A 22,404-nucleotide genomic window follows, 5' to 3' on the forward strand; every position below is an offset into this window, starting at 1 on the left:
GAAAAGCATCGGAATGACACTTTTCCCCACTTTTTTCCACTTGATCCCACTTTAGTGGAAAGGCCATACCCGGTCAAGGACGGTTCGCGCGAATACCGTTGTTACACAATGACTTATCGAATGCACACCAATCGTCGATAAATCCTGAAAAATCAAGGCCGCAATGCATTTCAGCTCAGGTTGAACACGAGCTGGACGAGAAACGCGGGCGATGTGGGAAAAAGTGGGGATGCAGGCACACCACGACCCGGCATCGGGGCCGCAGGGAGGAAATCTGGGAACCAAGAACTGCGGATTGCCGCACAGACCGCAAGACGGCGACCCAAAGTGGGAAACGCGCGCGCAGCATGAGGGGAATCTGCAAGCTTGCCTTGGCGCGTCCGCCGAGCGGTGACGCACCAACAGCAAAATGGGGGGGGAAGTTCGCCGATAAGCCGGGTTCTGTCGAACGGCAGCGGCCTAAGCCACCGCCATCGGGCAGTCATTCCTCTGGGAGCCGCGTTACCGCGACCCTCTAGCGGCCTACCCGGGAGCGACGCGAGCCACGCCAATGCTCCCCTATTTGGCCTTGCCCCGGATGGGGTTTGCCGTGCCAGTCCTGTTACCAGTCCTGCGGTGGGCTCTTACCCGCCGGCGCTTTCGCACCCGCCCGCGTCGTGCTTGCGCACGCCACGACACCGTTTCACCCTTACCTGATCACGCTTGCGCGAGCCATCGGCGGTCTGCTCTCTGTTGCACTTTCCGTCGCCTCACGGCGCCCGGCCGTTAGCCGGCATCCTGCTCTGCGGGGCCCGGACTTTCCTCCACGCACGACGAGGTGCGCAGCGACTGCCTGGCGAACTTCCTGTGCCGGATTATACGCGCTCGGCTCAATTTGCGCCGGACGCGCGCACGAACGCCGGCTTGCCATCCTTCAGGACAAAGGTGCCAAGGAGCTCACCGGGCGGCTGACCGCCCGGATTGTCCCAGTCCTGCACCACGCACTGCTCGGTACTGGCGAGATACCAGCGCCCACCCTGCTGCAGCGCCCAAAGTGCGTCGCCCGCTTCATAGACCTGCATTTCGACCAGGGTGGTACTGCTGGGATGGATGCGCACCCGCTTCTGGCACGCGGGCAGGCGCGAAACCACCACCGCCTGCCTGAGTTCGTCATGCCAGGGAAACTTCTGCTCGCGCACCAGGACGAGGGCATGCTGACTGCCGTCAATCATGAACGCGGTCGCAGTGTTCTCACAACCGGCAAGCGCCAGTGGCAACGCTGCCACTGCCAGCATGCGCTTCAAGCCACACGATACCGCAGCCATGCTCAGGCGTCCTCCGTAACGAGCTTCCAGCCAACCTGCTCACCTGCACGCAGGGGGACGAGCGGATCGCTGCCAAGATAGGGGTAATTCACCGGAACCGTCCATGCTTCACGCACCAGGGTGATGGTGTCGGGGTTGGGTCGCAAGCCATAGAAGGCAGGGCCATTGAGGCTGGCGAAGGCCTCCAGCTTGTCGAGCGCGCCAGCGGCATCGAACACCTCGGCATACAACTCGATCCCCGCATGAGCCGTGTAGCAACCGGCACAGCCGCAGGCATTCTCCTTGGCACTCAGCGCATGCGGCGCCGAATCGGTGCCTAGGAAGAAGCGCGGATTGCCCGAGGTCACCGCCGCCACCAGCGCCTCACGATGCGACTCACGCTTGAGCACCGGCAGACAGTAATGATGCGGACGGATGCCACCCGCGAAAATCGCATTGCGATTGAGCAGCAGGTGATGGGCCGTCACCGTGGCAGCCACGTTGACGCCGGCCGCACGCACGAACTGCGCGGCCTCGGCCGTGGTGATGTGCTCGAACACCACCTTGAGCGCGGGGAACCTGCGCACCAGCGGCGACAGCGTGCGCTCGATGAACACGCGCTCGCGATCGAAGACGTCAACCTCATGCCCGGTGGCCTCTCCGTGCACACACAGGATCATGCCGAGCGCTTCCATGCGCTCGAGCACCGGGTAGACCTTGTCGATGGCGGTGACGCCAGCGTCGGAATTCGTGGTTGCCCCTGCCGGATAGAGCTTGCAGGCCACCACCCGACCGCTTGCCTGGGCCCGATCAATCTCGTCGGGCGACAGGTTGTCGGTCAGATACAAGCTCATCAGCGGCTCGAATCCGGTACCCGGCGCGGCGGCAACAATGCGCTCGCGATAGGCGAGCGCCTGTGCGGTGGTCGTTACCGGCGGCTTGAGGTTGGGCATGATCAGCGCACGGCCGAAGCGCGCAGCGGTATGCGGGACGACCGCGGAAAGCGCATCGCCGTCGCGAACGTGAAGGTGCCAGTCGTCCGGACGGACGAGGGTTATCGATTGCATGGAGTAGTCCTCATGACAGCCGCCGGATTATAGGCGCTTACGCCGGTCACTGGCGCGGCGCCAGCCGCGAGGATCTGAAGGCAGGCGCACCGGCGTCTACTGCGCATCACGCCCGCGCAGCTCCAGCGCACGCGCATACAAGGCCTTGCGCGGCGCACCGGTGATCTCCGCGGCCAGGCGTGCGGCAGTCTTGAGCGGGACCTCATCGAGCAGCAGTGCCAGCACACGCTCGATCTCGCCACCCAGGCCGTCGCGCGCCGGCGCACCGGCGACCACGAGCACGAACTCGCCGCGCAAGCGATTACTGTCGGCGGCAAGCCACGCAGCAGTATCGGCAAGCGACATGCGCACGATCTGTTCGTGCAGCTTGGTCATCTCGCGCGCAATGAGCACCTCGCGCTGCGCGCCGAACACCGCTTCCATGTCGGCCAGGCTCTCCGCAATGCGGTGCGGCGCCTCGTAGAAAACGAGGGCTTCGCCCGCGTCCACCAGCGCCTGCAGTGCCGCCTGTCGCGCACCCGGTCTGGCCGGCAGGAAACCGACGAAACGGAAGCCGGATTCGCCAAAGCCCGACACCGACAACGCCGCAACTGCGGCGCACGGCCCAGGCAGTGGGACGACCGGGTAGCCGGCGGCGCGCACCCGCGCCACCAGGCGCGCCCCGGGATCGGACACGGCCGGCGTGCCGGCGTCGGTGACGAGCGCGACCTGCTTGCCATCGGCGATGAGTTCGATGAGTTGTCCGGCCGCAGCCTGTTCATTGTGCTGATGCACCGCCAGCATGCGGCAGCGCAAGCCGAAGGCATCGAGCAAGCGCTGGCTGTGGCGCGTGTCCTCAGCAGCCACCACATCCACCGCGCCCAGCACGGCGAGCGCACGCAGCGTAATGTCATGCAGATTACCGAGCGGCGTAGCCACCACATACAATGACGGCGTACTTGAAAGCGGATGATCGGGGAGGCGGAAGGAAGCTGTCATGGAGAAGAACCGGAGCGCGCAGGCGCACAGTATCGACGGGCGCCGGACACCGGCGCAAGCGCGCGGCGCGGCCGCCGAGGCACTCGCATGCACCTACCTCGAGGCGCACGGGCTGCGCACCCTGGCGCGCAACGTGCGCTGCCGAGGCGGCGAGCTGGACCTCGTCTGCCTCGATCGCAACCATGTCGTGTTCGTCGAGGTGCGCCTGCGCACCAATGGACGCTTTGGCGGCGCCGCGGAAAGCATCACACCCACCAAGCAGCGCCGCGTGCTGATCGCCGCCCAGTGGTGGCTCAACGGCGCCGGACGGCGCTTCCAGAACGCCCCTTGCCGTTTCGACGCCGTGCTTCTCGACGACCTGTCCGTCGATCGCATCACTTGGTTACCCGGTGCCTTCAATGCGACATGAGGGGCCGTGCTAGACTCTAACGCCCTTCAGACGACACTGGCAGCATGAATCTGATCGATCGCATCTCAGCGCAGTTCGAGGACAACATGCGCACCACACTGGAGGCGCTCGAACTCCTCGCCGCACCGATCGCAGGCGCGGTAGAACTCATCACCGCCAGTCTGCTCGACAACGGCAAGGTTCTGGTGTGCGGGGGGAGCGGCTGCGCCGGAGATGCACGTCGCTTTGCAGCACAACTGGTCAACGGTTTCGAGCTCGAGCGACCGTCGCTTGCAGCCCTTGCGCTGAGTGCGGACACCTCGACGCTGGCGCCGCTCACAGGCGAACCCGACGCGGCATCGATGTTCGCACGCCAGATCCACGCCTTCGGCCACCCTGGGGACATCCTGATCACCTTGTCGACGGGTGCCGACTCGGCGCGCATCGAGCAGGCGATCCACGCCGCCCACGAGCGCGACATGCACGTGATCGCCCTCACCTCCGGAAAGCCGGGACGGATCGCCGAGTGCCTCGGCCCCGCCGACATCCACATTTCCCCGCCTGCCGATCGCAGGGCCCGCATTCAGGAACTTCACCTGCTCACCCTGCATTGCCTGTGCGACGGCATCGACTGTCTATTACTAGGAGTGGAAGACTGATGAAGACGCCCCCCCAAGCACTCGCCCCGTCCGCGGCCTCCGCAACCGCCGATGGCCGTCGTCGCACGCTTGTGCTCGGCCTTGCCGCTGCATCCGCGCTCCCTTTGCTGCAGGGCTGCTTTCCGGTCGTCGCCACCGGGGTCGGAGCCGGCGCCGCCATGGTGTCGGATCGCCGTACGAGCGGCACCTACGTCGAAGACGAGAGCATCGAATGGAAGGTATCGGGACGCATCCGCCAGCGCTTCGGCAACACGGTCAATGTGAATGTGACCTCGTACAACCGCAACGTGCTGCTCACCGGCCAGGCGCCGAACGCGACCGTGCTGGGCGAACTCGAAGGCATCGTGGCCGGAGTGGAGCATGTGCGCGGCGTGATCAACGAGGTCGTGGTTGGCCCGAACTCAACGCTCACCGCACGCGCCAACGACGCGCTCATCACCTCCAACGTCAAGGCCCGCTTTGTCGATGCAAAGCGCTTCTCGGCGCACCACGTCAAGGTGGTGACAGAGGCCAACGTGGTGTTCCTGCTCGGCATCGTCACCCGCACCGAGGCCGACGCCGCCGCCGAGGTGGCACGCACCAGCCAGGGCGTGCGCAAGGTAGTGCGCGTGTTCGAGTTCATCAGCGACGATGAGGCCCGCCGCCTGGACAACCCGACCGGCGCCCGGCGCTGACGCCTCAGCGCGCGCCGACGCTGCTGAGTGCGTCGAGCAGCTTCTGGTGCACACCGCCGAAGCCGCCGTTGCTCATCACCAGCACGTGGTCGCCGGCGCGCGCCATCGCCGCGACGTCGGCAACAAGCGCCTCGAGCACGTCATAGCTGCGCGCGCGCGCGCCGAGCGGCGCGAGTGCTTCGCCCGTATCCCAGCCCAGGCCATGGCCGTAGCAGAACACCGCATCGGCAGCTGTCAGGCTGCCCGCCAGCTGCGCCTTCATGACACCGAGCTTCATGGTGTTGGAACGCGGCTCGAGCACCGCGAGGATACGCCCCTCGGGCTCGCGCCGACGCAGGCCATCGATGGTGAGGGCGATCGCGGTCGGGTGATGAGCGAAGTCGTCATACACGCTCACCCCCCGCTCGCTGCCGCGCAGCTCCAGCCGGCGCCGGATGCCGCGAAAAGCGGCCAGGCTGGCGATCGCTTGCGCCGGAGTGACGCCCACGTGACGCGCCGCCGCGATCGCCGCAAGTGCATTCTCACGGTTGTGGCTGCCGGGCAGCGCCAACTCCACCCTGCCCAGCTCCGTCCCGGCCAGGCGGAACACCGCCTCGACATCCCGCCCGCCCGCGGCCGCCGACCACTGGGCGGCGTCATTGAACCACTCCAGTTCGGACCAGTTGCCACGCGCAAGAACCCGTCTCAGGCTGGCCTCGCGGGCATTGGCGATGATCCTCCCGCTGGCGGGAATCGTCCTCACCAGATGATGGAACTGTGTCTCGATCGCGGCCAGGTCGGCAAAGATGTCGGCATGGTCGAACTCGAGGTTGTTGAGGATGACGGTGCGCGGCCGGTAATGAACGAACTTGGAGCGCTTGTCGCAGAACGCGGTGTCGTATTCATCGGCCTCGATGACGAAGAATGGCGACTCGGTGAGGCGCGCCGAAACGCCGAAATTCTGCGGCACGCCGCCGACCAGGAAGCCGGGATTGAGCCCCGCATCCTCCAGCATCCAGGTCAGCAGCGATGTCGTCGTCGTCTTGCCGTGGGTACCGGCGACCGCCAACACCCAACGCCCGGCAAGCACATGCTCGGCCAGCCACTGGGGGCCGGAAACATAGGGCAGGCCACGATCGAGAATCGCCTCCAGCAGCGGATTGCCACGCGACACTGCATTGCCGATCACGAACACGTCAGGCTCGAGCTCGAGCTGGGCGGGGTCATAGCCCTCGATCAGCCCGATACCCTGCTCTTCGAGCTGGGTGCTCATCGGCGGATAGACGTTGGCGTCGCAACCGCTGACGGTATGGCCTGCCGCGCGCGCCAGCAAGGCGACCCCGCCCATGAAGGTGCCGCAGATGCCGAGAATGTGGATATGCATGAGGCAATGTGCTCCGAGGGGCCGTCATCCGTATGAAACCGGCCCGTGTACAATGACTGCGCATCTTACCCGAGCCCCGTCATGCCCTCACATGCCCACGTATCCCGCAGCGGCGGCCTGAGACGCGAAATCGCCGCGCTCGCTGCCCGCATGATGGCCGAGGACGGCATCAGCGACTTCGGCTTCGCCAAACGCAAGGCCGCCAAGCAACTCGGCGCCACCGACGCCGATGCCCTGCCCAACAACACCGAGATAGAAACCGAGCTGCGCGCCTGGCTAGCGCTGTACCAGGACGAGGAGCAACCCGAGCGCCTGCACGAGATGCGCAGCGTTGCTGTCGAGGTCATGCGCTTGCTCGCAGACTTCCGCCCCTACCTTACCGGCGGCGCACTCGATGGCACTGCGGGCCGCTATTCCGAACTCGAGATCGAGATCTTCCCGGAGAGCACCAAGGATGTGGAGATATTCTTCCTCAATCTCGACCTGCCCTATGACCACCGCGAACCACGCCGCCCGGCGCCGCACACCCCCGAGGCGGTGCTGAGCTTCGACTGGAACGACGTACCGGTGAAGGTCTCGGTCTATCCCTCGTCGGCAGAGCGCAACGTCCGACGCGGCCAGGAGCGCGCCCGCCTGGCGCAGGTCGAAGCGCTACTCGCCGCGGGCGAGCACACAACACAAGGAACGCCCCAGGAATGAAACGCAAGATCCAGGCCGCGCTGTTCGCGACAGTCGCCATCGCCGCCGCAGCCGGCGGCTTTCTTCTCAACCGCGAGCAATCCCAGATCGCACCTGCGGGCACGCACACGGTCAGCCAAGACACAGTGGATGCCCTGCTCGCCCTGCGCTTGCCGGACACCAACGGCGAGGAACAGGCCATGGCGCAGTGGCAGGGCAAGGTCGTCGTTGCCAACTTCTGGGCGACCTGGTGCCCACCCTGCCGCAAGGAGATCCCCGATTTCGCAGCAGCCAGCCAGGCGCTGGCGGACGAGCCGGTGCAGTTCGTCGGCATCAGCATCGACTCGGCCGCAAAGGTGCGCGCGTTCAATGAGGAATTCCGCGTCCCCTACCCCTTGCTGATCGCCGGCAACCACGTGCTTGACCTTGCCGAAGGCTTCGGCAACGCCGCCCGCGGCCTGCCGTTCACCGTCATCCTCGACACCGAAGGAAAAGTGCGCCACATCAAGCTCGGCGTCTTGCACCGCGAGGAACTCGAGCGCAAAATCCGCGCACTCCTGCCCTCCTGAGCCCGCCTCAGGCTGCGCAGATTCCAGCCAAAAGGTGGACAACGTGCAGCCATTTACGGCAAACTTGCCGGCATGAAGCATTCAAGCCGCCGGCAAGCACGTATCGCCACGCTTCCATCCGGATCGTGGCGAGAGGGCTCTTTTGCTGCCTGCAGCACGCCCTACAGGCCTCTTCGCCCCCCACGACGACGATCTTTCTGAGCCTCGCCAGGGCGGTCCGCATCAGCGGCGCGCTCGCGCCACACCTGCGTGCCCGGCGCCATTCGTCGTCCGAACCGAACCATCAATCATCCAACCGTGCAGCGCAATATCGTGCCGCGGTCCCGTACGGAGAACATCATGGATCTGCGCAAGCTGAAGAAACTCATCGACCTCGTCCAGGAATCGGGCATCTCCGAACTCGAGGTCACCGAAGGCGAAGAGAAGGTCCGTATCGCCAAGCATGCCGCCGCAGCCCAACCTGCCGCCTACTACGCGCAGATTCCGGCGCAAGCACCAGCAGCCCCTGTCGCCGCCGCCAGCAGCGCGGCACCGGCCGCAGCCGCTGACGCCCTGCCCGAGGGCCACATCGTGAAGTCGCCAATGGTCGGTACCTTCTACCGCGCCAGCGCACCGGGCGCGAAGCCGCTGGTCGAAGTCGGCCAGAGCGTGAATGAGGGCGACCGCCTGTGCATCATCGAAGCGATGAAGCTGATGAACGAGATCGAGGCCGATGCCAGCGGCGTCGTCAAGGCCATCCTGGTCGACAACGGCGAGCCGGTCGAATACGGTCAGCCCCTGTTCGTAATCGGCTGAGCCTGCCATGTTCGAGAAGATCCTGATCGCGAACCGCGGCGAGATCGCGCTGCGCATCCTGCGCGCCTGCCGCGAGCTCGGCATCAAGACCGTCGCGGTGCATTCCGAGGCCGACACCGAGGCCAAGTACGTGCGCCTGGCCGACGAATCCGTCTGCATCGGCCCGGCCTCGTCGACGCTGAGCTACCTCAACGTGCCGGCCATCATCTCGGCCGCCGAGGTCACCGACGCCGAGGCCATCCACCCCGGCTACGGATTCCTGTCCGAGAACGCAGACTTCGGCGAGCGTGTCGAGCAATCCGGCTTCGTCTTCATCGGCCCACGCCCGGAGACCATTCGCCTGATGGGCGACAAGGTGTCGGCCAAGGACGCGATGAAAGCGGCCGGCGTGCCCTGCGTGCCCGGCTCGGAAGGCGCCCTGCCCGATGACCCGAAGGAGATCGTCAAGATCGCACGCGCCATCGGCTACCCCGTCATCATCAAGGCCGCCGGCGGCGGCGGCGGGCGCGGCATGCGTGTCGTGCACACCGAAGCCGCGCTGCACAATGCGGTGACCACCACCCGTGCCGAAGCCCAGGCGGCCTTCGGCAACCCGGTGGTGTACATGGAAAAGTTCCTCGAAAACCCACGCCACGTCGAGATCCAGGTGCTGGCCGACCAACACGGCAACGCGGTTTATCTGGGCGAGCGCGACTGCTCCATGCAGCGCCGCCACCAGAAGGTGATCGAGGAGGCCCCTGCGCCCGGCATCGACCGCAAGCTGATCGCCCAGGTCGGCGAGCGCTGCGCCGAGGCCTGCCGCAAGATCGGCTACCGCGGCGCAGGCACCTTCGAGTTCCTGTTCGAGAACGGCGAGTTCTACTTCATCGAGATGAATACCCGCGTGCAGGTCGAGCACCCGGTCACCGAGCTCATCACCGGCATCGACATCGTGCAGGCCCAGATCCGCATCGCTGCCGGCGAGAAGCTGTGGTTCCGCCAGCGTGACATCGAGTTCCGCGGCCACGCCGTCGAATGCCGGATCAACGCCGAGGACCCGTTCAAGTTCACCCCCTCGCCGGGACGCATCACCAACTGGCATACGCCGGGCGGCCCGGGCGTGCGCGTGGACTCGCACGTCTACAACGGCTACATGGTGCCGCCGCACTATGACTCGATGATCGGCAAACTGATCACTTACGGCGACACACGCGACCAGGCGATCCGCCGCATGCGCATCGCGCTCTCCGAGATGATGGTCGAGGGCATCAAGACCAACATCCCGCTGCACCAGACGCTGATGCTCGACCCGCGCTTCATCGAGGGCGGCACCAGCATCCACTATCTCGAGCACAAGCTCGCCGACCGCAGCGAAGTCAAGGAGTAAGGCGGCAATGTGGATCTCCGTCACCCTGCAGGCCGACGCCGACAAGGCAGAGGCCCTGTCCGACGCCCTGATGGAGGCCGGCGCGCTGTCGGTCTCGATCGAGGATGCGGACGCCGGCACCGAGGCGGAGAAGCCGCAATTCGGCGAACCCGGGCACCTGCCCACCGGACTGTGGGACCACAGCCGGGTGATCGCGCTGTTCGATGGCGACACCGCCGGCGACGCGCTCGCCGCCATGCTGGCAGAAGCCGCGCAAGCTGCCGGCCTGGGTGCAGTTCCGCCATTCACGACCGAGAAGATTGCGGAGCAGAACTGGGTGCAGCTCACGCAGAGTCAGTTCGACCCCATCCGCATCACCGACCGGCTGTGGATCGTGCCGTCCTGGCATGCGGCACCAGACGCGAACGCGATCAACATCGAGCTCGATCCCGGCATGGCCTTCGGCACCGGCTCGCACCCGACTACCCGGCTGTGCCTGCAGTGGCTGTGCGATGCGGTCACCCCAGGCTGCAGCATGCTCGACTACGGCTGCGGCTCCGGCATCCTCGGCATTGCTGCTGCCAAGCTCGGCGCAGGGGACGTCATCGGCGTCGACATCGACGCCAAAGCCGTGGAAGCAGCGCAGGACAATGCCGCCCGCAATGCCGTTGACATGCGGCTGCAGCACTCCGCGGTACCGCTCGATGAACACTTCGATCTCGTCGTCGCCAACATCCTCACCAACCCATTGTGTGTGCTGGCCCCGGCAATCGCGGCTCGCGTCGCCGCGGGCGGGCGGGTCGCCCTCTCGGGCGTTCTCGAGACCCAGGCCGAGCAGGTGATCGAAGCCTGGGCCCCCTTCATCACACTGCACGTAGGCGGCAGCCTGGATGGCTGGATACGCCTGGAAGGACAGCGCCCCAGGCCATGATGCTCACGCGCTGCCCCGCCTGCCAGACGGTGTTCCGGCTGCGGCCGGAGCAGTTGCACGCCAGGCGTGGAGAGGTCCGCTGCGGCCATTGCTTTCACCCCTTCAACGCGCCTGAGCACGCAATCGAGGCACCGCCTGCCGGCGCGACTCACGATCACGCCCACGGCATCGACTCGACGGCAGCCCCCGCGTCCCGCCAGGACGGCGCCCTACAGGCACGAGAAGGCACCGAGCGGACCGGGGAGGCATTCTTCGCCCTCGGCGGCAGGCGGACGGAAGAACCTTCCGCAGGTATCGGGCTCGACTTCGAGATTCCCGATTTCCATTTGCCGGACCCGCCCGATGCCCCCACGCAGCCCCCCGCCCGACCGCCTGCCGACAGCAAGACGGATCCGGTAGAGGCGCCACTCGCCTTCGATCCGGTTTTCGATCCGGCTTTCGACACTGCACCCGCGCCGGTACAGCAGCGACACGACCCGCTGCCTCCTGTGTGGCCGGCAGCGGACGTGTCGACCACCAGCCAGGCGAGCCCCCTCGGGCACGACAGCCAGGACGAAAGACGCACCGCACCCACTCCAATGCCCGGGGTATTGCGCAGCGGCAGGCGCGGAACCGAAGCACTTCATGAAGCGGGCATCGATGCAGCGCCGGGAGATCAGCTCGCCGCTGCGCCCTTTGCGCATGACGAAGCATTCGAGCGCGCCATGGATCGCGCCCTTGCGAGGGCGGAACCACGCCTCGCAGCGGACGCTGCAGCGCAACGTGCTCTGCCGATCGACGAAGGCCTGCATTCGGACGACGACATCCGCCGCCTGGACGCAACGTATGGCAAGCCCAGGCACACGCCCCACCCGGCCGCACGCGCGGCCGCGACGCTCGCCTTCACCGTGCTGCTCTTCCTGCTGGGCGCACAGCTGACCTATCTGTACCGCGTTGAAATCGCCCGCGACCTACCAGGCCTGCGCACAGTCCTGAGTGCAGCCTGCGCCCATGCCGGCTGCACCGTCCCCTACCCGCGCGATGCCGACCGCATCGCGATCGACTCTTCGGACCTGCAGTCCGAACCCGGACGCCCGGGCCACTACCTTTTGCATGCGACGCTCAACAACCGCGCCGACTACCCTCAGCAGTGGCCCCATCTCGAGCTGACGCTGACCGACGCTGGCGACAACCCGATCTCGCGCCGGGTCCTGGCCCCTTCCGACTGGCTACCCGCCGGACAGGTGGCGCCGGCCTTTCCAGCACGCAACGTGGTCGGCCTGCGTATTCCGTTCGCGGCGCCGGGGCTAGCGCCGACCGGCTACCGCATCTACGCGTTCTTCCCCTAACGAGGGCTGCTTTGCAACGCCGCCCTCGCCAGGGACGAGCCGCAGTCAGCGCGTCACGCGCGTCGTCCCGCCGTCGCGCAGCACCCGCACACGCTCACCCGGCCGCAAACGCTCACCCTCATCGGCCTGCACGACAGCAAGGAACTGTCCGTTGTCCAGCCGCACGGTAACCTCCACGCCGGGAGTCCGCGTCATCCCCTCCTCCAGGGCGGAGCCAGCCACCCCACCCGCCACCGCGCCAATCACGGTGGCCACAGCCTGGCCGCGGCCACCGCCTATCGTACTGCCGGCAATACCCCCCACCGCAGCCCCGGCAACAGTACCAACCGGCGACTTCGTGCCCTCCAGTTGAACACCGCGCACCGACTCGACCGTGCCGAACTGCACCGTCATCGCCCGCCGCGCCTCGGTACGCGAATAGGTACCGCCACCGAGCCCTTGAGCGCATCCGCCCAGCACCAGTACCGCGACGATCGCGCCTGCCGCAGCACGCAACTTCAATCCCTTGTGATTCACCATAGCTCCTCCCCAAATGCCGCTGCAAAGCGGGCGGCAATGTCGGCGCGCGTCGGCTGGTGGTTCTGCCCTCCACGATGAGCAATCTTGATTGCACCCATGACGGCAGCCAGGCGCGCGCTTTTCAATACGTCCCAGTCGTTTACCAGACCGTGCAACAGGCCCGCCCGGTAGGCGTCACCGCAGCCCGTCGGGTCAATGACCGCCGTGGCCGGCACCGCCGGCACATGGATCAACTCGCCGCGCCAGTGGATGCGCGAACCCTCCGCACCCAGTGTGACAACCAGCGCCTCGACCTCGCGCGCCAACGCCTCTTCGCTGCGCCCGGTCTTGTCGCACATCAGGCGGGCCTCGTAGTCATTGACCGTGCAGTAGCGCGCCTGTTGCAGGCAATTCAGTAACGCTTCGCTACCGAGAATCGGCAGCGCCTGACCCGGATCGAAGACGAACGGCACGCCCGCCTCGGCGAAACCGGCTGCATGGCGCAGCATGCCATCGGCACCATCCGGCGACACGATACCCAGACGCACGCCCTGCGCCTCGCGAACGTCGTTGAGATGAGAGTGGAACATCGCGCCCGGATGGAACGCGGTGATCTGATTGTCGTCAAGATCGGTGGTAATGAAGGCCTGCGCGGTGAACGTCCCCGGCACCTCACGTACGTGATCCTCACGCAGCCCCAGCGCCCGCATGCGTGCCCGATAAGGCCCGGCATCCTCGCCGACCGTCGCCATGATCAGCGGATCGCTGCCCAGCAGCTTGAGGCTGTAGGCGATGTTGCCCGCGCATCCCCCGAACTCGCGGCGCATGTCGGGTACCAGGAAGGACACGTTCAGGATGTGGATCTGGTCGGGGAGGATGTGGTGCTTGAAGCGATCGGGGAACACCATGATCGAGTCGTAAGCGACCGATCCGCAGACGAGAATGGACATTTTTGGGAGGCCAGGATGGGAAAACCGCGATTATCCCAAAATGGCTGCACTGGCGCCGCGCCTGCATGGGACGATGTGCGCCGCGAGTTGCCGACTACGGGCAATCACCCCTGCATCGCCAAGCCCCGGCGCACATCCCCAGGCCGACATCAAGCGTCGGCGAGCACAGCACGCAGGCGGATCGCCATTTCCTCCAGCGCCTCGCGCGGCGGGTTCTTGGCCGGCCAGGCGAGCGCCATGCCGTCGCCCTCCCAGCGTGGCAGCACATGGATGTGGAAATGAAATACCGTCTGGGCGCCGGCCGGCTCGTTCGCCTGCAGCAAGGTCACGCCTTCACAGCCGAAAGCCATCTTGACCGCACGCGCCATACGCGCTGCGGTGCGCATGGCAGCGCCGGCCAGCTCGTCCTCGAGCGCGTACACGTTTGCCCGATGCGGCTTCACCAGCACCAACATGTGCCCAGGATTGACCGACTGGATATCCATGATGACCAGGGTATTCTCATCCTCGTAGACCCTCGAGGCAGGCAGCTCGCCGCTGACGATGCGGCAGAACACGCAGTTCTCCATGCTTTCAGTTCTCCATGCTGGTTTGTCGTCACCGCATCGTAATCAGGGCGTCACCGCATCGCAACGCGGGCTCTCGAGAATGCGTCCATCAGAACAGGACGGAAGCCTGCCATGCTCCAGCACATCAAGCCCCGCCAGGACGCGAATGCGCGCAAGTCGCGCAACCTTCACGTTGGTCTCGCCACCTGCGAAACGGAGATCCTCGAAGCGCAGAAGCTGCGCTACCGCGTGTTCGCGGACGAGATGGGCGCACGACTCAACCCGCGCAGCCCGGGCGTGGATCGCGACATCTACGACCCGTTCTGCGAGCACCTGATCGTACGCGATGAGGATGCCGGGCGCATCGTCGGCACCTATCGCATCCTGTCTCCAGCCGCAGCGCGCAAGGTTGGCGGCTACTACTCGGAGAACGAGTTCGACCTCACCCGCCTGCAGCACCTGCGCGGCAGCCTGGTCGAGATCGGGCGCTCTTGCATCGACGCCGATTACCGCAGTGGCGCGGTCATCGCCCTGCTGTGGTCCGGGCTCGCGCGCTACATGCAGGAAGGCGGCTACGGCTACCTGATCGGCTGCGCCTCGGTCAGCATGGCCGACGGCGGCCATGCTGCGGCCAGCTTGTATAATCAGCTCCGCGACAAGCATCTCGCGCCGCTCGAATACCACGTGTTCCCGCGCTGCGCGCTGCCGCTCGACGCCCTGCGCCACGACCTGCCGGCAGAGGCACCGCCGCTGGTCAAGGGCTACCTGCGCGCCGGGGCGTGGATCTGCGGCGAGCCGGCCTGGGATCCCGACTTCAACACCGCAGACCTGCCGATCCTGATGCCGATGGGCAAGGTCGATGGCCGCTACGCAAAGCACTTCCTGGGACGCAAAGACTGAACACGCCCGCGACACCACCCGAAATCGAGCAGGCCGCAACCGAGGCTCGCGACGCCATTGCAGCACAGGCAGCGACCGTCCGGCCTGCCGTGGCATCGCCCACGCTGCGCGCCTGGCGCGCGCTGCGCCTGGGCCTCCACCTGCTGCTAGGCCTGCTGACGATCGCGCTGGTGTTCCCGTTCTGCGGGCGCACTAGCCACCAGCGTCTGCGCCAGCGCTGGTCCTGCGGCCTGCTGCGCACGCTCGGGATTCGGCTCGAGCACGAGGGTGAGGCGGTGGCGCCGGGCTGCATGCTGGTCGCCAACCACATCTCCTGGGTGGATATCTTCGTCATCAACGCGCTCGCTCCTGCCGCCTTCGTCTCGAAGGCCGAAGTGCGTCAGTGGCCGGCAATCGGCTGGCTGGCCGCACGCAACGACACCATCTTCCTGCGCCGCGGCAGCCGCGGCCACGCCCGCATCATCAACATGGAAACGGCTGCCCTGCTCGAGACCGGCTGCAACGTGGCGATCTTTCCGGAGGGGACGACAACCGACGGCTCGCAGGTGCTGCACTTTCACGGCGCACTGCTGCAACCGGCGATCGCGTGCAAGCACCCCGTGCAGCCCCTCGCCTTGCGCTACCAGACGGCAGACGGCCACTACACGCGCGCACCGGCCTATGACGGCGACCTTAGCCTGGGCCAGTGCGTACGCAACATCATCTCCACACCGGTCATCGTCGCCCGGGTCTGCGTCGCCGCACCGCTACCGACCGGTGACGGCACGGACCGCAGAGAACTGGCGCGTCTTGCACGCTCCCTGATCGTCGCCGCCCTCGAACTGCCAGCCGACGCGGAGCAGCCAAGGGCAGCCCCCGCGTCCGGCACTCAGCCCGGGACCTGAAACACTGCGTCATCCTCGATGCGCAGTGCAGTAAGTTTGCCGCCCCACACACACCCCGAATCGAGCGCGATGAGCCCAGGCTCGCGATAGAAGCCGAGTGCGGACCAGTGGCCACAGACGATCGTGTGCGTGCGGCTGAAGCGGTCGGGCACCCGGAACCAGGGCATCATCCCCGCCGGCGCCTTGTGCGGCGCCCCCTTCGCGCTGAGGTCCATACGCCCGTCCGCCGAACAGAAGCGCAACCGCGTCAGTGCATTGACGATCACACGCAGGCGATCCCAACCCTTGAGCTTGTCCGACCAGCGCTCCGGACGGTTACCCGCGAGCTGGAGCAGGAAGTCCCTGGCCTTCGGCCCGGCAAGCGTGTCGCTGACTTCCTGGGCAAGCGCACACGCGCGCGTCACAGTCCATCCGGGCAGCAGCCCGGCGTGAACCAGCACGTGATCACCCGCCACATGCATCAGAGGCCGCCGCGCCAGCCAATGCAAAAGCTCATCGCGGTCAGGCGCTTCGAGCACCTGGTACAAGGTGTCATCGCCCAGGCGGCGCTTGAGGCCGGCTGCGATCATCAGCAGGTAGAGATCATGGTTGCCGAGCACAACCACCGCAGCATCACCGAGGTCGCGTAGCGCGCGTAACACGCGCAGTGACTCCGGGCCGCGGTTGACCAGGTCGCCCACGATCCACAATCGATCGCACGCCGGGTCGAAATGCACCAGGTCCAGCATGCGCGCAAACGGGGTATGGCAGCCCTGGATGTCTCCGATCGCGTAGGTGGCCATCGTTGCGGGTGCTGCGCGGGATCAGACCCGGTAGTAGTCGCGGTACCAGGCGACGAAGCGCGCAACCCCGTCCTTGACGCTGGTCGCAGGCGCGAAGCCGGTCCAGGCGTTGAGCGCTGCCGTGTCGGCGTACGTGGCCGGCACGTCGCCATCCTGAAGCGGCATGAAGTTCTTCTGCGCCGTCATGCCAAGCGCGCCCTCGATCGCCGAAACGAACTCCATCAATTCGACCGGGTCATGGTTGCCGATATTGAAGACGCGGTAGGGCACGTTGCTCGTGCCGGGATCGGGCTGGTCGGCGTCGAAGGCGGGATCCGGCGCGGCAACGCGGTCGAGGGTGCGGAGCACGCCCTCGACGATGTCGTCCACATAGGTGAAGTCGCGCTTCATGCGCCCATGATTGAAGACGTCGATCGGCCGCCCCTCGAGGATGGCCTTTGTGAACAGGAACAAGGCCATGTCAGGCCGGCCCCAGGGGCCATAGACGGTGAAGAAGCGCAGGCCGGTGGTCGGCAGCCCGTACAAGTGACTGTATGTGTGCGCCATCAGCTCGTTGGCCTTCTTGGTCGCCGCGTAGATGCTGACCGGGTGATCGACACTGTCGCGCTCGGCGAACGGCATCTTGGTGTTGCCGCCATAGACGCTGGAGCTCGAGGCATACACCAGGTGCTTGACGCGCGCATGGCGGCACCCCTCGAGGATGTTCATGAAGCCGACGAGATTGCTATCGACGTAGGCATGCGGGTTCTGCAGCGAGTAGCGCACGCCGGCCTGGGCCGCGAGATGGATCACACGATCGAAGCCCTCCTCAGCGAACAGGCTCTCCATGCCCGCACGATCGGCCACGTCCAGCTTCACGAAGCGGAACTGCGGATGCGGCGCAAGCCGGGCGAGTCGCGCCTCCTTGAGCGAGGGGTCATAGTAGTCGTTGAGGTTGTCCAGTCCGACCACCTGGTCACCGCGAGCGAGCAGGCGCTCGGTCGTGTGCATGCCGATGAAACCGGCGGCACCAGTTACGAGAATCTTCATTGGGAGTGCATGAGCGAGGAGTGGGATCAGGGGCGGATTATCGCATGTAGATCCGTGCGCACGTGTGACAGAGGTCTTGCAGCGGCAGTGACGCCGCACGCATGCCGATGCACGGACCTCGACCACCATCCTTGCTTATACTTGCGCAGTCGCCTTCAGTCCGTGATCGATGCTGACCCGCCTGCCTTACACCCTGCTCTGGCTCCTCGCACTGCCCTTCGTACTGCTCAGGCTGTTGTGGCGGGCACGCCGCCAGCCCGGCTACATCCACCACCTCGGCGAGCGCTTCGCGAGCTACCGCGTACGTGCACCCGGCCCGGTGATCTGGGTGCACGCCGTCTCGGTGGGCGAAACGCGCGCGGCCGAACCACTGGTGCGTGCCCTGCTCGAAGCCTGGCCCGAGCACAGCATCGTGATCACGCACATGACACCCACCGGCCGCGAGACCTCCAGGGCCTTGTTCGGCAGCAACGCCCGCGTGCTGCGCGCCTACCTGCCCTATGACCTGGGCTGCCTTGCAGAACGATTCCTGCGTCACTTCCGCCCGAGCTTCGGCGTGATCATGGAAACCGAGCTGTGGCCGAATCTGCTCGCTGCCTGCCGCCACAACCGCGTTGCCGTGATGCTCGCCAACGCTCGCCTGTCGGAACGCTCGGCGCGGCGCTACGCGCGCGCGCCAGTGCTGACTGGCCTGACCATGAAGGCTCTCGACGTGATCGGCGCGCAAACGGCCGCCGACGCTGCGCGCCTGCAGCAGCTCGGCGCAGCGCGTGTCAGCGTCACCGGCAACATCAAGTTCGACGTCACACCCACCGCGGCGGCACTGGCGCTCGCGACCCAGCTGCGGGAACGCGCAGGCGAGCGCCCGGTCGTGCTCGCCGCAAGCACCCGCGAAGGCGAGGAAGCGCTGCTGATCGACGCCTTCGTCCGCCTGGCACCGGCAAAAGCCTTGCTGCTACTCGTACCCCGCCACCCACAGCGCTTCGACGAGGTCGCCCGCCTCGTCGCCGGCCGCGGCGTAAAACTGCAGCGACGCAGCGCCGAGGAGGCGATCGAAGCGGACACGCGGATCCTGCTCGGGGACTCGATGGGCGAGATGTTCGCCTACTACGCCGCAGCCGACGTGGCGCTGATCGGCGGCAGCTGGCTGCCGCTGGGCGGCCAGAACCTGATCGAAGCCTGCGCCGTGGGCACGCCGGTGGTCGTCGGCCCGCATACCTTCAACTTCATGCAGGTGGCCGAAGAGGCTGTGCGCACCGGCGCAGCGCGCCGGGCCAAGGACGCCGCGGACGGCATCGCCGCCGCACTGGCCGTGCTGGGCGATGAGGACATGCGCGCGCAAATGGCTGCGGCCGGACGCGCCTTCGCCACGCAGCACCAAGGGGCGACGCGACGCACCATCGAGCTGCTACGCGGACTGCAGGTGCAGTCGCCCGCTCCGCGCCCGGGACTCAGGGCGCCAGCAGCGCGTTGATCGCCTGCACATCGTCCTCGCCGAGCGTTCCAGCGGCCGCCTTCAGGCGCAGTTGAGCGAGCAGGGTGTCATAGCGCGCGCGCGACAGCTGTTGCAGGGTGTCGGCAAGCTGAGTCTGCGCATTGAGCACATCGATGTTGATGCGCACGCCAACCTCGTAGCCAAGCTTGTTGGCCTCGAGCGCCGAAGTGGACGAAACCCGCGCCGCCTCCAGCGCCCGCACCTGCGCCATGCCGCTGGTCACGCCGAGCCAGGCCTGACGCGCCGCGAGCGCAGCGCTGCGGCGCGCATCATCGAGTTCGGCATCGGCCTTCACTCGCAGCGCGGCTGCTTCGCGCGTTACCGAAGACACCCTGCCCCCGGCGTAGAGCGGCATGTTCAGCTGCACGCCGATGGCACTCGCCTCGGCACGGTCGGTCGAGGGCTGCGGACGATGATTCACGCCATGCGAGGCAACCACATCGATGGTCGGAAGGTGGCCGGCACGCTGACGCTCGACTTCGCGCACGGCGATCTCGCGTGCCAACTGCCTCGCCTGCACGCCAAAGCTGCCGGATTCAGCGGCAGCCACCCAGTCGGCGATGTTGTCGGGCTGCGGACGCTGGAGCGCCACCCCCTCGCGCAAGCCGGAAAGCCCCCCCGGCTCCTTGCCAATGATCTGCGCCAGCGTCTGGCGCGCGACCTCGAGCTGGTTTGCAGCAGCGATCTCCTGTGCCGAGGCAAGATCGAAGCGCGACTGCGCCTCGTGCACGTCGGTGATGGTGACCGTGCCAACTTCGAAGCTCGTTCGCGCCAGTTCAAGCTGCTCGGCTGCAGCGGCGCGCAACTGGTCCACGGCTGCGAGCGCATCCTGGGCAATCAGCACATTGAAATAGGCTTCCGCGACCCGCAGCACGAGATCCTGGCGGGCGATGCCGAACTGGGTTTCGGACAGCGCAGTCTGCAGTTCGCCCTGCTTGTACTGTACCCAGTTTTGCCAGCGGAACAGCGGCTGGGTGAGCTGCACGCCGTAGCCATTGCTGTTGTAGCTGCGCTCAAGACTGCCACTGGTAGAGCGCAGTTCGGAATCGTTCCAGGTCGTGTTGGCCGACAGGCCGATCTGCGGCAGCAAGCCAGCACGGCCCTGAACGACACGCTCCCGGCCGGCCTCGAGCTCGGCACGTGCAGCGGCAAGGCGCGCATCGTTGGCCAGCGCATCCTGATAAGCCTGCATCAGATCCGCTGCCATTGCACCGGCCGAGAACAAGCCTGCGATGCACACCGCCAACAGTCGCTTCATCCGAACCTCCGCTCCTTGCCTCATCCAGGGCGTGGCGTCAGTACTGCGGCATGCGCGGGTCGACCTGCGCTGCCCAGCCAGCCACGCCACCTGCCAGGTTGATCACATTACTGAAGCCCTGGCGCTGCAGAAAAACGCATACCTGGGCACTGCGCCCGCCATGGTGGCAGACAACGATGGTCTCGCGGTCGCGGTCGAGTTCGCCGACGCGCGCGGGGACGCTTGCCATCGGCATCAGCACCGAGCCGTCGATGTGACAGATCTCGAACTCCCAAGGCTCGCGCACGTCGAGCAGCAGCGGCAGTCCCTGCTCTGATTCCGCGAGGCGCTCGGCAAGCTGCACTGGAGTGATCTGGTGCATGGCGGGCTCAGAAACTGAAAGTCTCGCCGCGCGCGGCGTTGCTGATCATGGGCACGACGGTCTCGAAGATGTCCTCGGTACGGAAACGCCCCTCGGCTTCGCAGGTGACCAGCCGCGCCTTCATGACCGGCGCCTCGCCAACGAACGCGAACAGACGGCCGCCGACCTTGAGTTGCTCGAGCAGCGCCTGAGGTACGAACGGCAGCCCACCGGAGACCACGATGACATCGTAGGGCGCGCGCTCGGGCCAGCCCGCGACACCGTCGCCCTGGATGACGACCACGTTGTCGACACCATTGCGCTCGAGGTTCGCGCCAGCGAGCCTGACCAGCTCCGGCTCGATCTCGATCGTGCGCACCCAGTCGCAGCGCGCCGCGAGCAGGGCGGCAAAATAGCCCGAGCCGGTGCCGATCTCGAGCACCGAATCACCCTTGGCAACGCGCAGCGCCTGCAACACCTTGCCCTCGATGACAGGCTTGAGCATCACCTGGCCGCAGCCAATGGGAATCTCGACATCGGCGAACGCCAGTTCGCGATGCGCCTTGGGCACGAACTCCTCGCGCTTGACGGTCATCAGGAGGTCGAGCACATCCTGATCCAGCACCTCCCAGGGGCGGATCTGCTGCTCGACCATGTTGAAGCGCGCTTTCTCGAAGTTCATCGGGGACTCCATGCAATATATTAGCACACGCTAATGGATAGCGTTATCCGGAAGGCCAAAACCTTGGCATTCTAGCGCAGATGCTGCAGCGCGATCCGCTGCATGTCACCAAGGCACATCCGAACGGAGCAATCAGCGTGACTCGAGCAGCAGACGACCGTTGTGCGGCTGGATGGGCCGGCCGTTGCGGGGATAGAGGCGCGCGAAGACCGCGAGTTGGTCATGGGAGATCGGCACCGGCTGCTTCATCACCACCCAAAGTACGTCTTCGGTGCAGGGAGGCGCAGGGAGTGAGCCGATGTAGAGGAAATGCCCCGGATTCGACGGCACCATCGAAGGCAGATCGAGCACGGCGTCAGGCGCGAACGCCCGTCCGCGATCCAGCGGCAGATTGTTGAAAATGGTCTGCAACACCTCGTTGGGCGTATCCCCAGCCTCGAGCAACAAGGACAGAATCGCAACCTGCCCGTCTTCGCTGCGGTGCTCCAGATACATGGCCATGTCGTGCGCCATGCCGCCGATGCGATCCTGCGAGGGACGATGCAGCGTGAAGCGCTCGAGCGCGTAGCGGGTGCCGCGCACCACGATGCTCAGGCCCTCGCCCACATCCACCTGAAGGGTGTTTCCGGTATCGCGGATGCGAAATCCGCTGCGGCGGTAATCGAACTCGACAGGCGCCAGATCCACAGCGATGCCGTCGCGCAGGTCGATCGGCGACTGACGCCGCCCCTCTGCGCACAGGCGCCACTCCGGCCGCAACGCGGCCCAATGCTCGGGGCCAGTCTCACCCGCGTAACTCCAGCTGGGCTCGAGCGCCGGCCGTGTCACACGGACGCCACCACGCTCGCCGACGGACTGCTCAGCGGCACGCGCGATACGGGCGCGCTCCGCTGCGCCGCCGTCGGCGGGCAAGCGCGGCCGGACCGGCTCGGTGCGCACCGGCGTGCGCGGTTCGGGCGGACGGGCGACTGGCCGCTGGG

At 66.3% G+C, this 22,404-nt stretch carries 25 protein-coding genes and 1 other RNA gene; 12 read left to right on the forward strand and 14 right to left on the reverse strand.

The window, feature by feature from the left end:
- Nucleotides 1–414 precede the first annotated feature (414 nt).
- The 4 genes from rnpB to rsmI all read right to left on the reverse strand — a co-directional run bounded on the left by rnpB (nucleotide 415) and on the right by rsmI (nucleotide 3,328).
- Nucleotides 415–844, reverse strand: an RNA gene (gene rnpB, locus C662_RS19830) — RNase P RNA component class A.
- Between the two features lie 25 nt (nucleotides 845–869).
- Entirely contained in the window at nucleotides 870–1,304 is a 435-nt protein-coding gene (locus C662_RS07850; protein WP_002926959.1) for a hypothetical protein, read from the reverse strand.
- 2 nt (nucleotides 1,305–1,306) lie between these two features.
- The gene (gene pyrC, locus C662_RS07855; protein WP_002926962.1) at nucleotides 1,307–2,350 is read right to left on the reverse strand and encodes a dihydroorotase; all 1,044 of its coding nucleotides are present in this window, start codon (nucleotides 2,348–2,350) and stop codon (nucleotides 1,307–1,309) included.
- 96 nt (nucleotides 2,351–2,446) lie between these two features.
- Nucleotides 2,447–3,328 (reverse strand): 16S rRNA (cytidine(1402)-2'-O)-methyltransferase, encoded by an 882-nt coding sequence (gene rsmI / locus C662_RS07860; RefSeq protein ID WP_232433242.1) that lies wholly within the window; start codon nucleotides 3,326–3,328, stop codon nucleotides 2,447–2,449.
- Here rsmI and C662_RS07865 point away from each other — a divergent pair.
- The 3 genes from C662_RS07865 to C662_RS07875 are packed head-to-tail and all read left to right on the forward strand — an operon-like array spanning nucleotide 3,327 to nucleotide 5,049.
- Nucleotides 3,327–3,737: a YraN family protein gene (locus tag C662_RS07865; protein WP_002926966.1), complete on the forward strand. Its 411-nt coding sequence runs from the start codon at nucleotides 3,327–3,329 to the stop codon at nucleotides 3,735–3,737. The two genes, rsmI and C662_RS07865, sit on opposite strands and share 2 nt — an antisense overlap.
- Before the next feature lie 44 nt (nucleotides 3,738–3,781).
- Nucleotides 3,782–4,375 (forward strand): SIS domain-containing protein, encoded by a 594-nt coding sequence (locus tag C662_RS07870; RefSeq protein ID WP_002926969.1) that lies wholly within the window; start codon nucleotides 3,782–3,784, stop codon nucleotides 4,373–4,375.
- The gene (locus tag C662_RS07875) at nucleotides 4,375–5,049 is read left to right on the forward strand and encodes a BON domain-containing protein (RefSeq protein WP_002926970.1); all 675 of its coding nucleotides are present in this window, start codon (nucleotides 4,375–4,377) and stop codon (nucleotides 5,047–5,049) included. Before C662_RS07870 ends, C662_RS07875 begins: the two co-directional genes overlap by 1 nt.
- Nucleotides 5,050–5,053: 4 nt before the next feature.
- Here the strand turns inward: C662_RS07875 and mpl are convergent, their stop codons facing one another.
- Complete coding sequence (gene mpl, locus C662_RS07880; RefSeq protein WP_002926972.1) at nucleotides 5,054–6,412, reverse strand: UDP-N-acetylmuramate:L-alanyl-gamma-D-glutamyl-meso-diaminopimelate ligase; 1,359 nt, start codon at nucleotides 6,410–6,412, stop codon at nucleotides 5,054–5,056.
- A gap of 81 nt (nucleotides 6,413–6,493) precedes the next feature.
- On the opposite strand from mpl, the gene C662_RS07885 reads away from it, so the two are divergent.
- The 6 genes from C662_RS07885 (at nucleotide 6,494) to C662_RS07910 (ending at nucleotide 12,058) form a co-directional block, all read left to right on the forward strand.
- Nucleotides 6,494–7,111 carry a hypothetical protein gene (locus C662_RS07885; RefSeq protein ID WP_002926977.1) on the forward strand — a complete coding sequence of 206 codons (618 nt, stop codon included), beginning with the start codon at nucleotides 6,494–6,496 and terminating at the stop codon, nucleotides 7,109–7,111.
- A complete protein-coding gene (locus C662_RS07890) occupies nucleotides 7,108–7,659 on the forward strand; it encodes a TlpA family protein disulfide reductase (protein ID WP_002926978.1) in 552 nt (183 codons plus the stop codon). Before C662_RS07885 ends, C662_RS07890 begins: the two co-directional genes overlap by 4 nt.
- Before the next feature lie 339 nt (nucleotides 7,660–7,998).
- Nucleotides 7,999–8,454 carry an acetyl-CoA carboxylase biotin carboxyl carrier protein gene (gene accB, locus C662_RS07895; protein WP_002926980.1) on the forward strand — a complete coding sequence of 152 codons (456 nt, stop codon included), beginning with the start codon at nucleotides 7,999–8,001 and terminating at the stop codon, nucleotides 8,452–8,454.
- Nucleotides 8,455–8,461: 7 nt separating this feature from the next.
- Complete coding sequence (gene accC / locus C662_RS07900) at nucleotides 8,462–9,820, forward strand: acetyl-CoA carboxylase biotin carboxylase subunit (protein WP_002926983.1); 1,359 nt, start codon at nucleotides 8,462–8,464, stop codon at nucleotides 9,818–9,820.
- Nucleotides 9,821–9,827: 7 nt separating this feature from the next.
- Complete coding sequence (prmA, locus tag C662_RS07905) at nucleotides 9,828–10,730, forward strand: 50S ribosomal protein L11 methyltransferase (RefSeq protein WP_002926986.1); 903 nt, start codon at nucleotides 9,828–9,830, stop codon at nucleotides 10,728–10,730.
- A complete protein-coding gene (locus C662_RS07910) occupies nucleotides 10,727–12,058 on the forward strand; it encodes a DUF3426 domain-containing protein (RefSeq protein ID WP_002926989.1) in 1,332 nt (443 codons plus the stop codon). Before prmA ends, C662_RS07910 begins: the two co-directional genes overlap by 4 nt.
- A gap of 45 nt (nucleotides 12,059–12,103) precedes the next feature.
- On the opposite strand, the gene C662_RS07915 is transcribed toward C662_RS07910, so the two are convergent.
- The 3 genes from C662_RS07915 to C662_RS07925 all read right to left on the reverse strand — a co-directional run bounded on the left by C662_RS07915 (nucleotide 12,104) and on the right by C662_RS07925 (nucleotide 14,075).
- On the reverse strand, nucleotides 12,104–12,577 hold the full coding sequence (locus C662_RS07915; RefSeq protein ID WP_002926991.1) for a glycine zipper 2TM domain-containing protein: 474 nt from the start codon (nucleotides 12,575–12,577) through the stop codon (nucleotides 12,104–12,106).
- On the reverse strand, nucleotides 12,571–13,506 hold the full coding sequence (locus C662_RS07920; RefSeq protein WP_002926994.1) for a carbohydrate kinase family protein: 936 nt from the start codon (nucleotides 13,504–13,506) through the stop codon (nucleotides 12,571–12,573). Before C662_RS07920 ends, C662_RS07915 begins: the two co-directional genes overlap by 7 nt.
- A gap of 149 nt (nucleotides 13,507–13,655) precedes the next feature.
- Nucleotides 13,656–14,075 (reverse strand): HIT family protein, encoded by a 420-nt coding sequence (locus C662_RS07925; protein WP_002926996.1) that lies wholly within the window; start codon nucleotides 14,073–14,075, stop codon nucleotides 13,656–13,658.
- A 111-nt stretch (nucleotides 14,076–14,186) separates the two neighbouring features.
- On the opposite strand from C662_RS07925, the gene C662_RS07930 reads away from it, so the two are divergent.
- The gene (locus tag C662_RS07930; protein ID WP_002926998.1) at nucleotides 14,187–14,954 is read left to right on the forward strand and encodes a GNAT family N-acetyltransferase; all 768 of its coding nucleotides are present in this window, start codon (nucleotides 14,187–14,189) and stop codon (nucleotides 14,952–14,954) included.
- An 89-nt stretch (nucleotides 14,955–15,043) separates the two neighbouring features.
- Complete coding sequence (locus C662_RS07935) at nucleotides 15,044–15,838, forward strand: lysophospholipid acyltransferase family protein (RefSeq protein WP_002927003.1); 795 nt, start codon at nucleotides 15,044–15,046, stop codon at nucleotides 15,836–15,838.
- Here C662_RS07935 and C662_RS07940 read toward each other — a convergent pair.
- Nucleotides 15,823–16,620, reverse strand: a complete 798-nt coding sequence (locus tag C662_RS07940; protein WP_002927006.1) for a symmetrical bis(5'-nucleosyl)-tetraphosphatase — start codon at nucleotides 16,618–16,620, stop codon at nucleotides 15,823–15,825. The genes C662_RS07935 and C662_RS07940 overlap by 16 nt on opposite strands.
- Before the next feature lie 21 nt (nucleotides 16,621–16,641).
- Complete coding sequence (locus tag C662_RS07945; RefSeq protein WP_002927007.1) at nucleotides 16,642–17,649, reverse strand: NAD-dependent epimerase; 1,008 nt, start codon at nucleotides 17,647–17,649, stop codon at nucleotides 16,642–16,644.
- A 169-nt stretch (nucleotides 17,650–17,818) separates the two neighbouring features.
- Between C662_RS07945 and waaA the strand changes: the two genes are divergently transcribed.
- Complete coding sequence (gene waaA / locus C662_RS07950) at nucleotides 17,819–19,123, forward strand: lipid IV(A) 3-deoxy-D-manno-octulosonic acid transferase (protein WP_002927008.1); 1,305 nt, start codon at nucleotides 17,819–17,821, stop codon at nucleotides 19,121–19,123.
- Here the strand turns inward: waaA and C662_RS07955 are convergent.
- The 4 genes from C662_RS07955 to C662_RS07970 form a co-directional block, all read right to left on the reverse strand.
- Entirely contained in the window at nucleotides 19,101–20,402 is a 1,302-nt protein-coding gene (locus C662_RS07955; RefSeq protein WP_002927009.1) for a TolC family outer membrane protein, read from the reverse strand. The genes waaA and C662_RS07955 overlap by 23 nt on opposite strands.
- 37 nt (nucleotides 20,403–20,439) lie before the next feature.
- A complete protein-coding gene (locus tag C662_RS07960) occupies nucleotides 20,440–20,763 on the reverse strand; it encodes a rhodanese-like domain-containing protein (protein ID WP_002927010.1) in 324 nt (107 codons plus the stop codon).
- Nucleotides 20,764–20,770: 7 nt separating this feature from the next.
- Nucleotides 20,771–21,424, reverse strand: a complete 654-nt coding sequence (locus C662_RS07965) for a protein-L-isoaspartate O-methyltransferase family protein (protein ID WP_002927011.1) — start codon at nucleotides 21,422–21,424, stop codon at nucleotides 20,771–20,773.
- 132 nt (nucleotides 21,425–21,556) lie between these two features.
- On the reverse strand, nucleotides 21,557–22,404 hold an 848-nt coding region (locus C662_RS07970), incomplete at its 5' end, for a carbonic anhydrase (RefSeq protein ID WP_002927013.1).

The organism is Thauera sp. 28 (assembly GCF_000310145.2).
In the GTDB taxonomy this organism is placed as follows: Bacteria; Pseudomonadota; Gammaproteobacteria; order Burkholderiales; family Rhodocyclaceae; genus Thauera; species Thauera mechernichensis.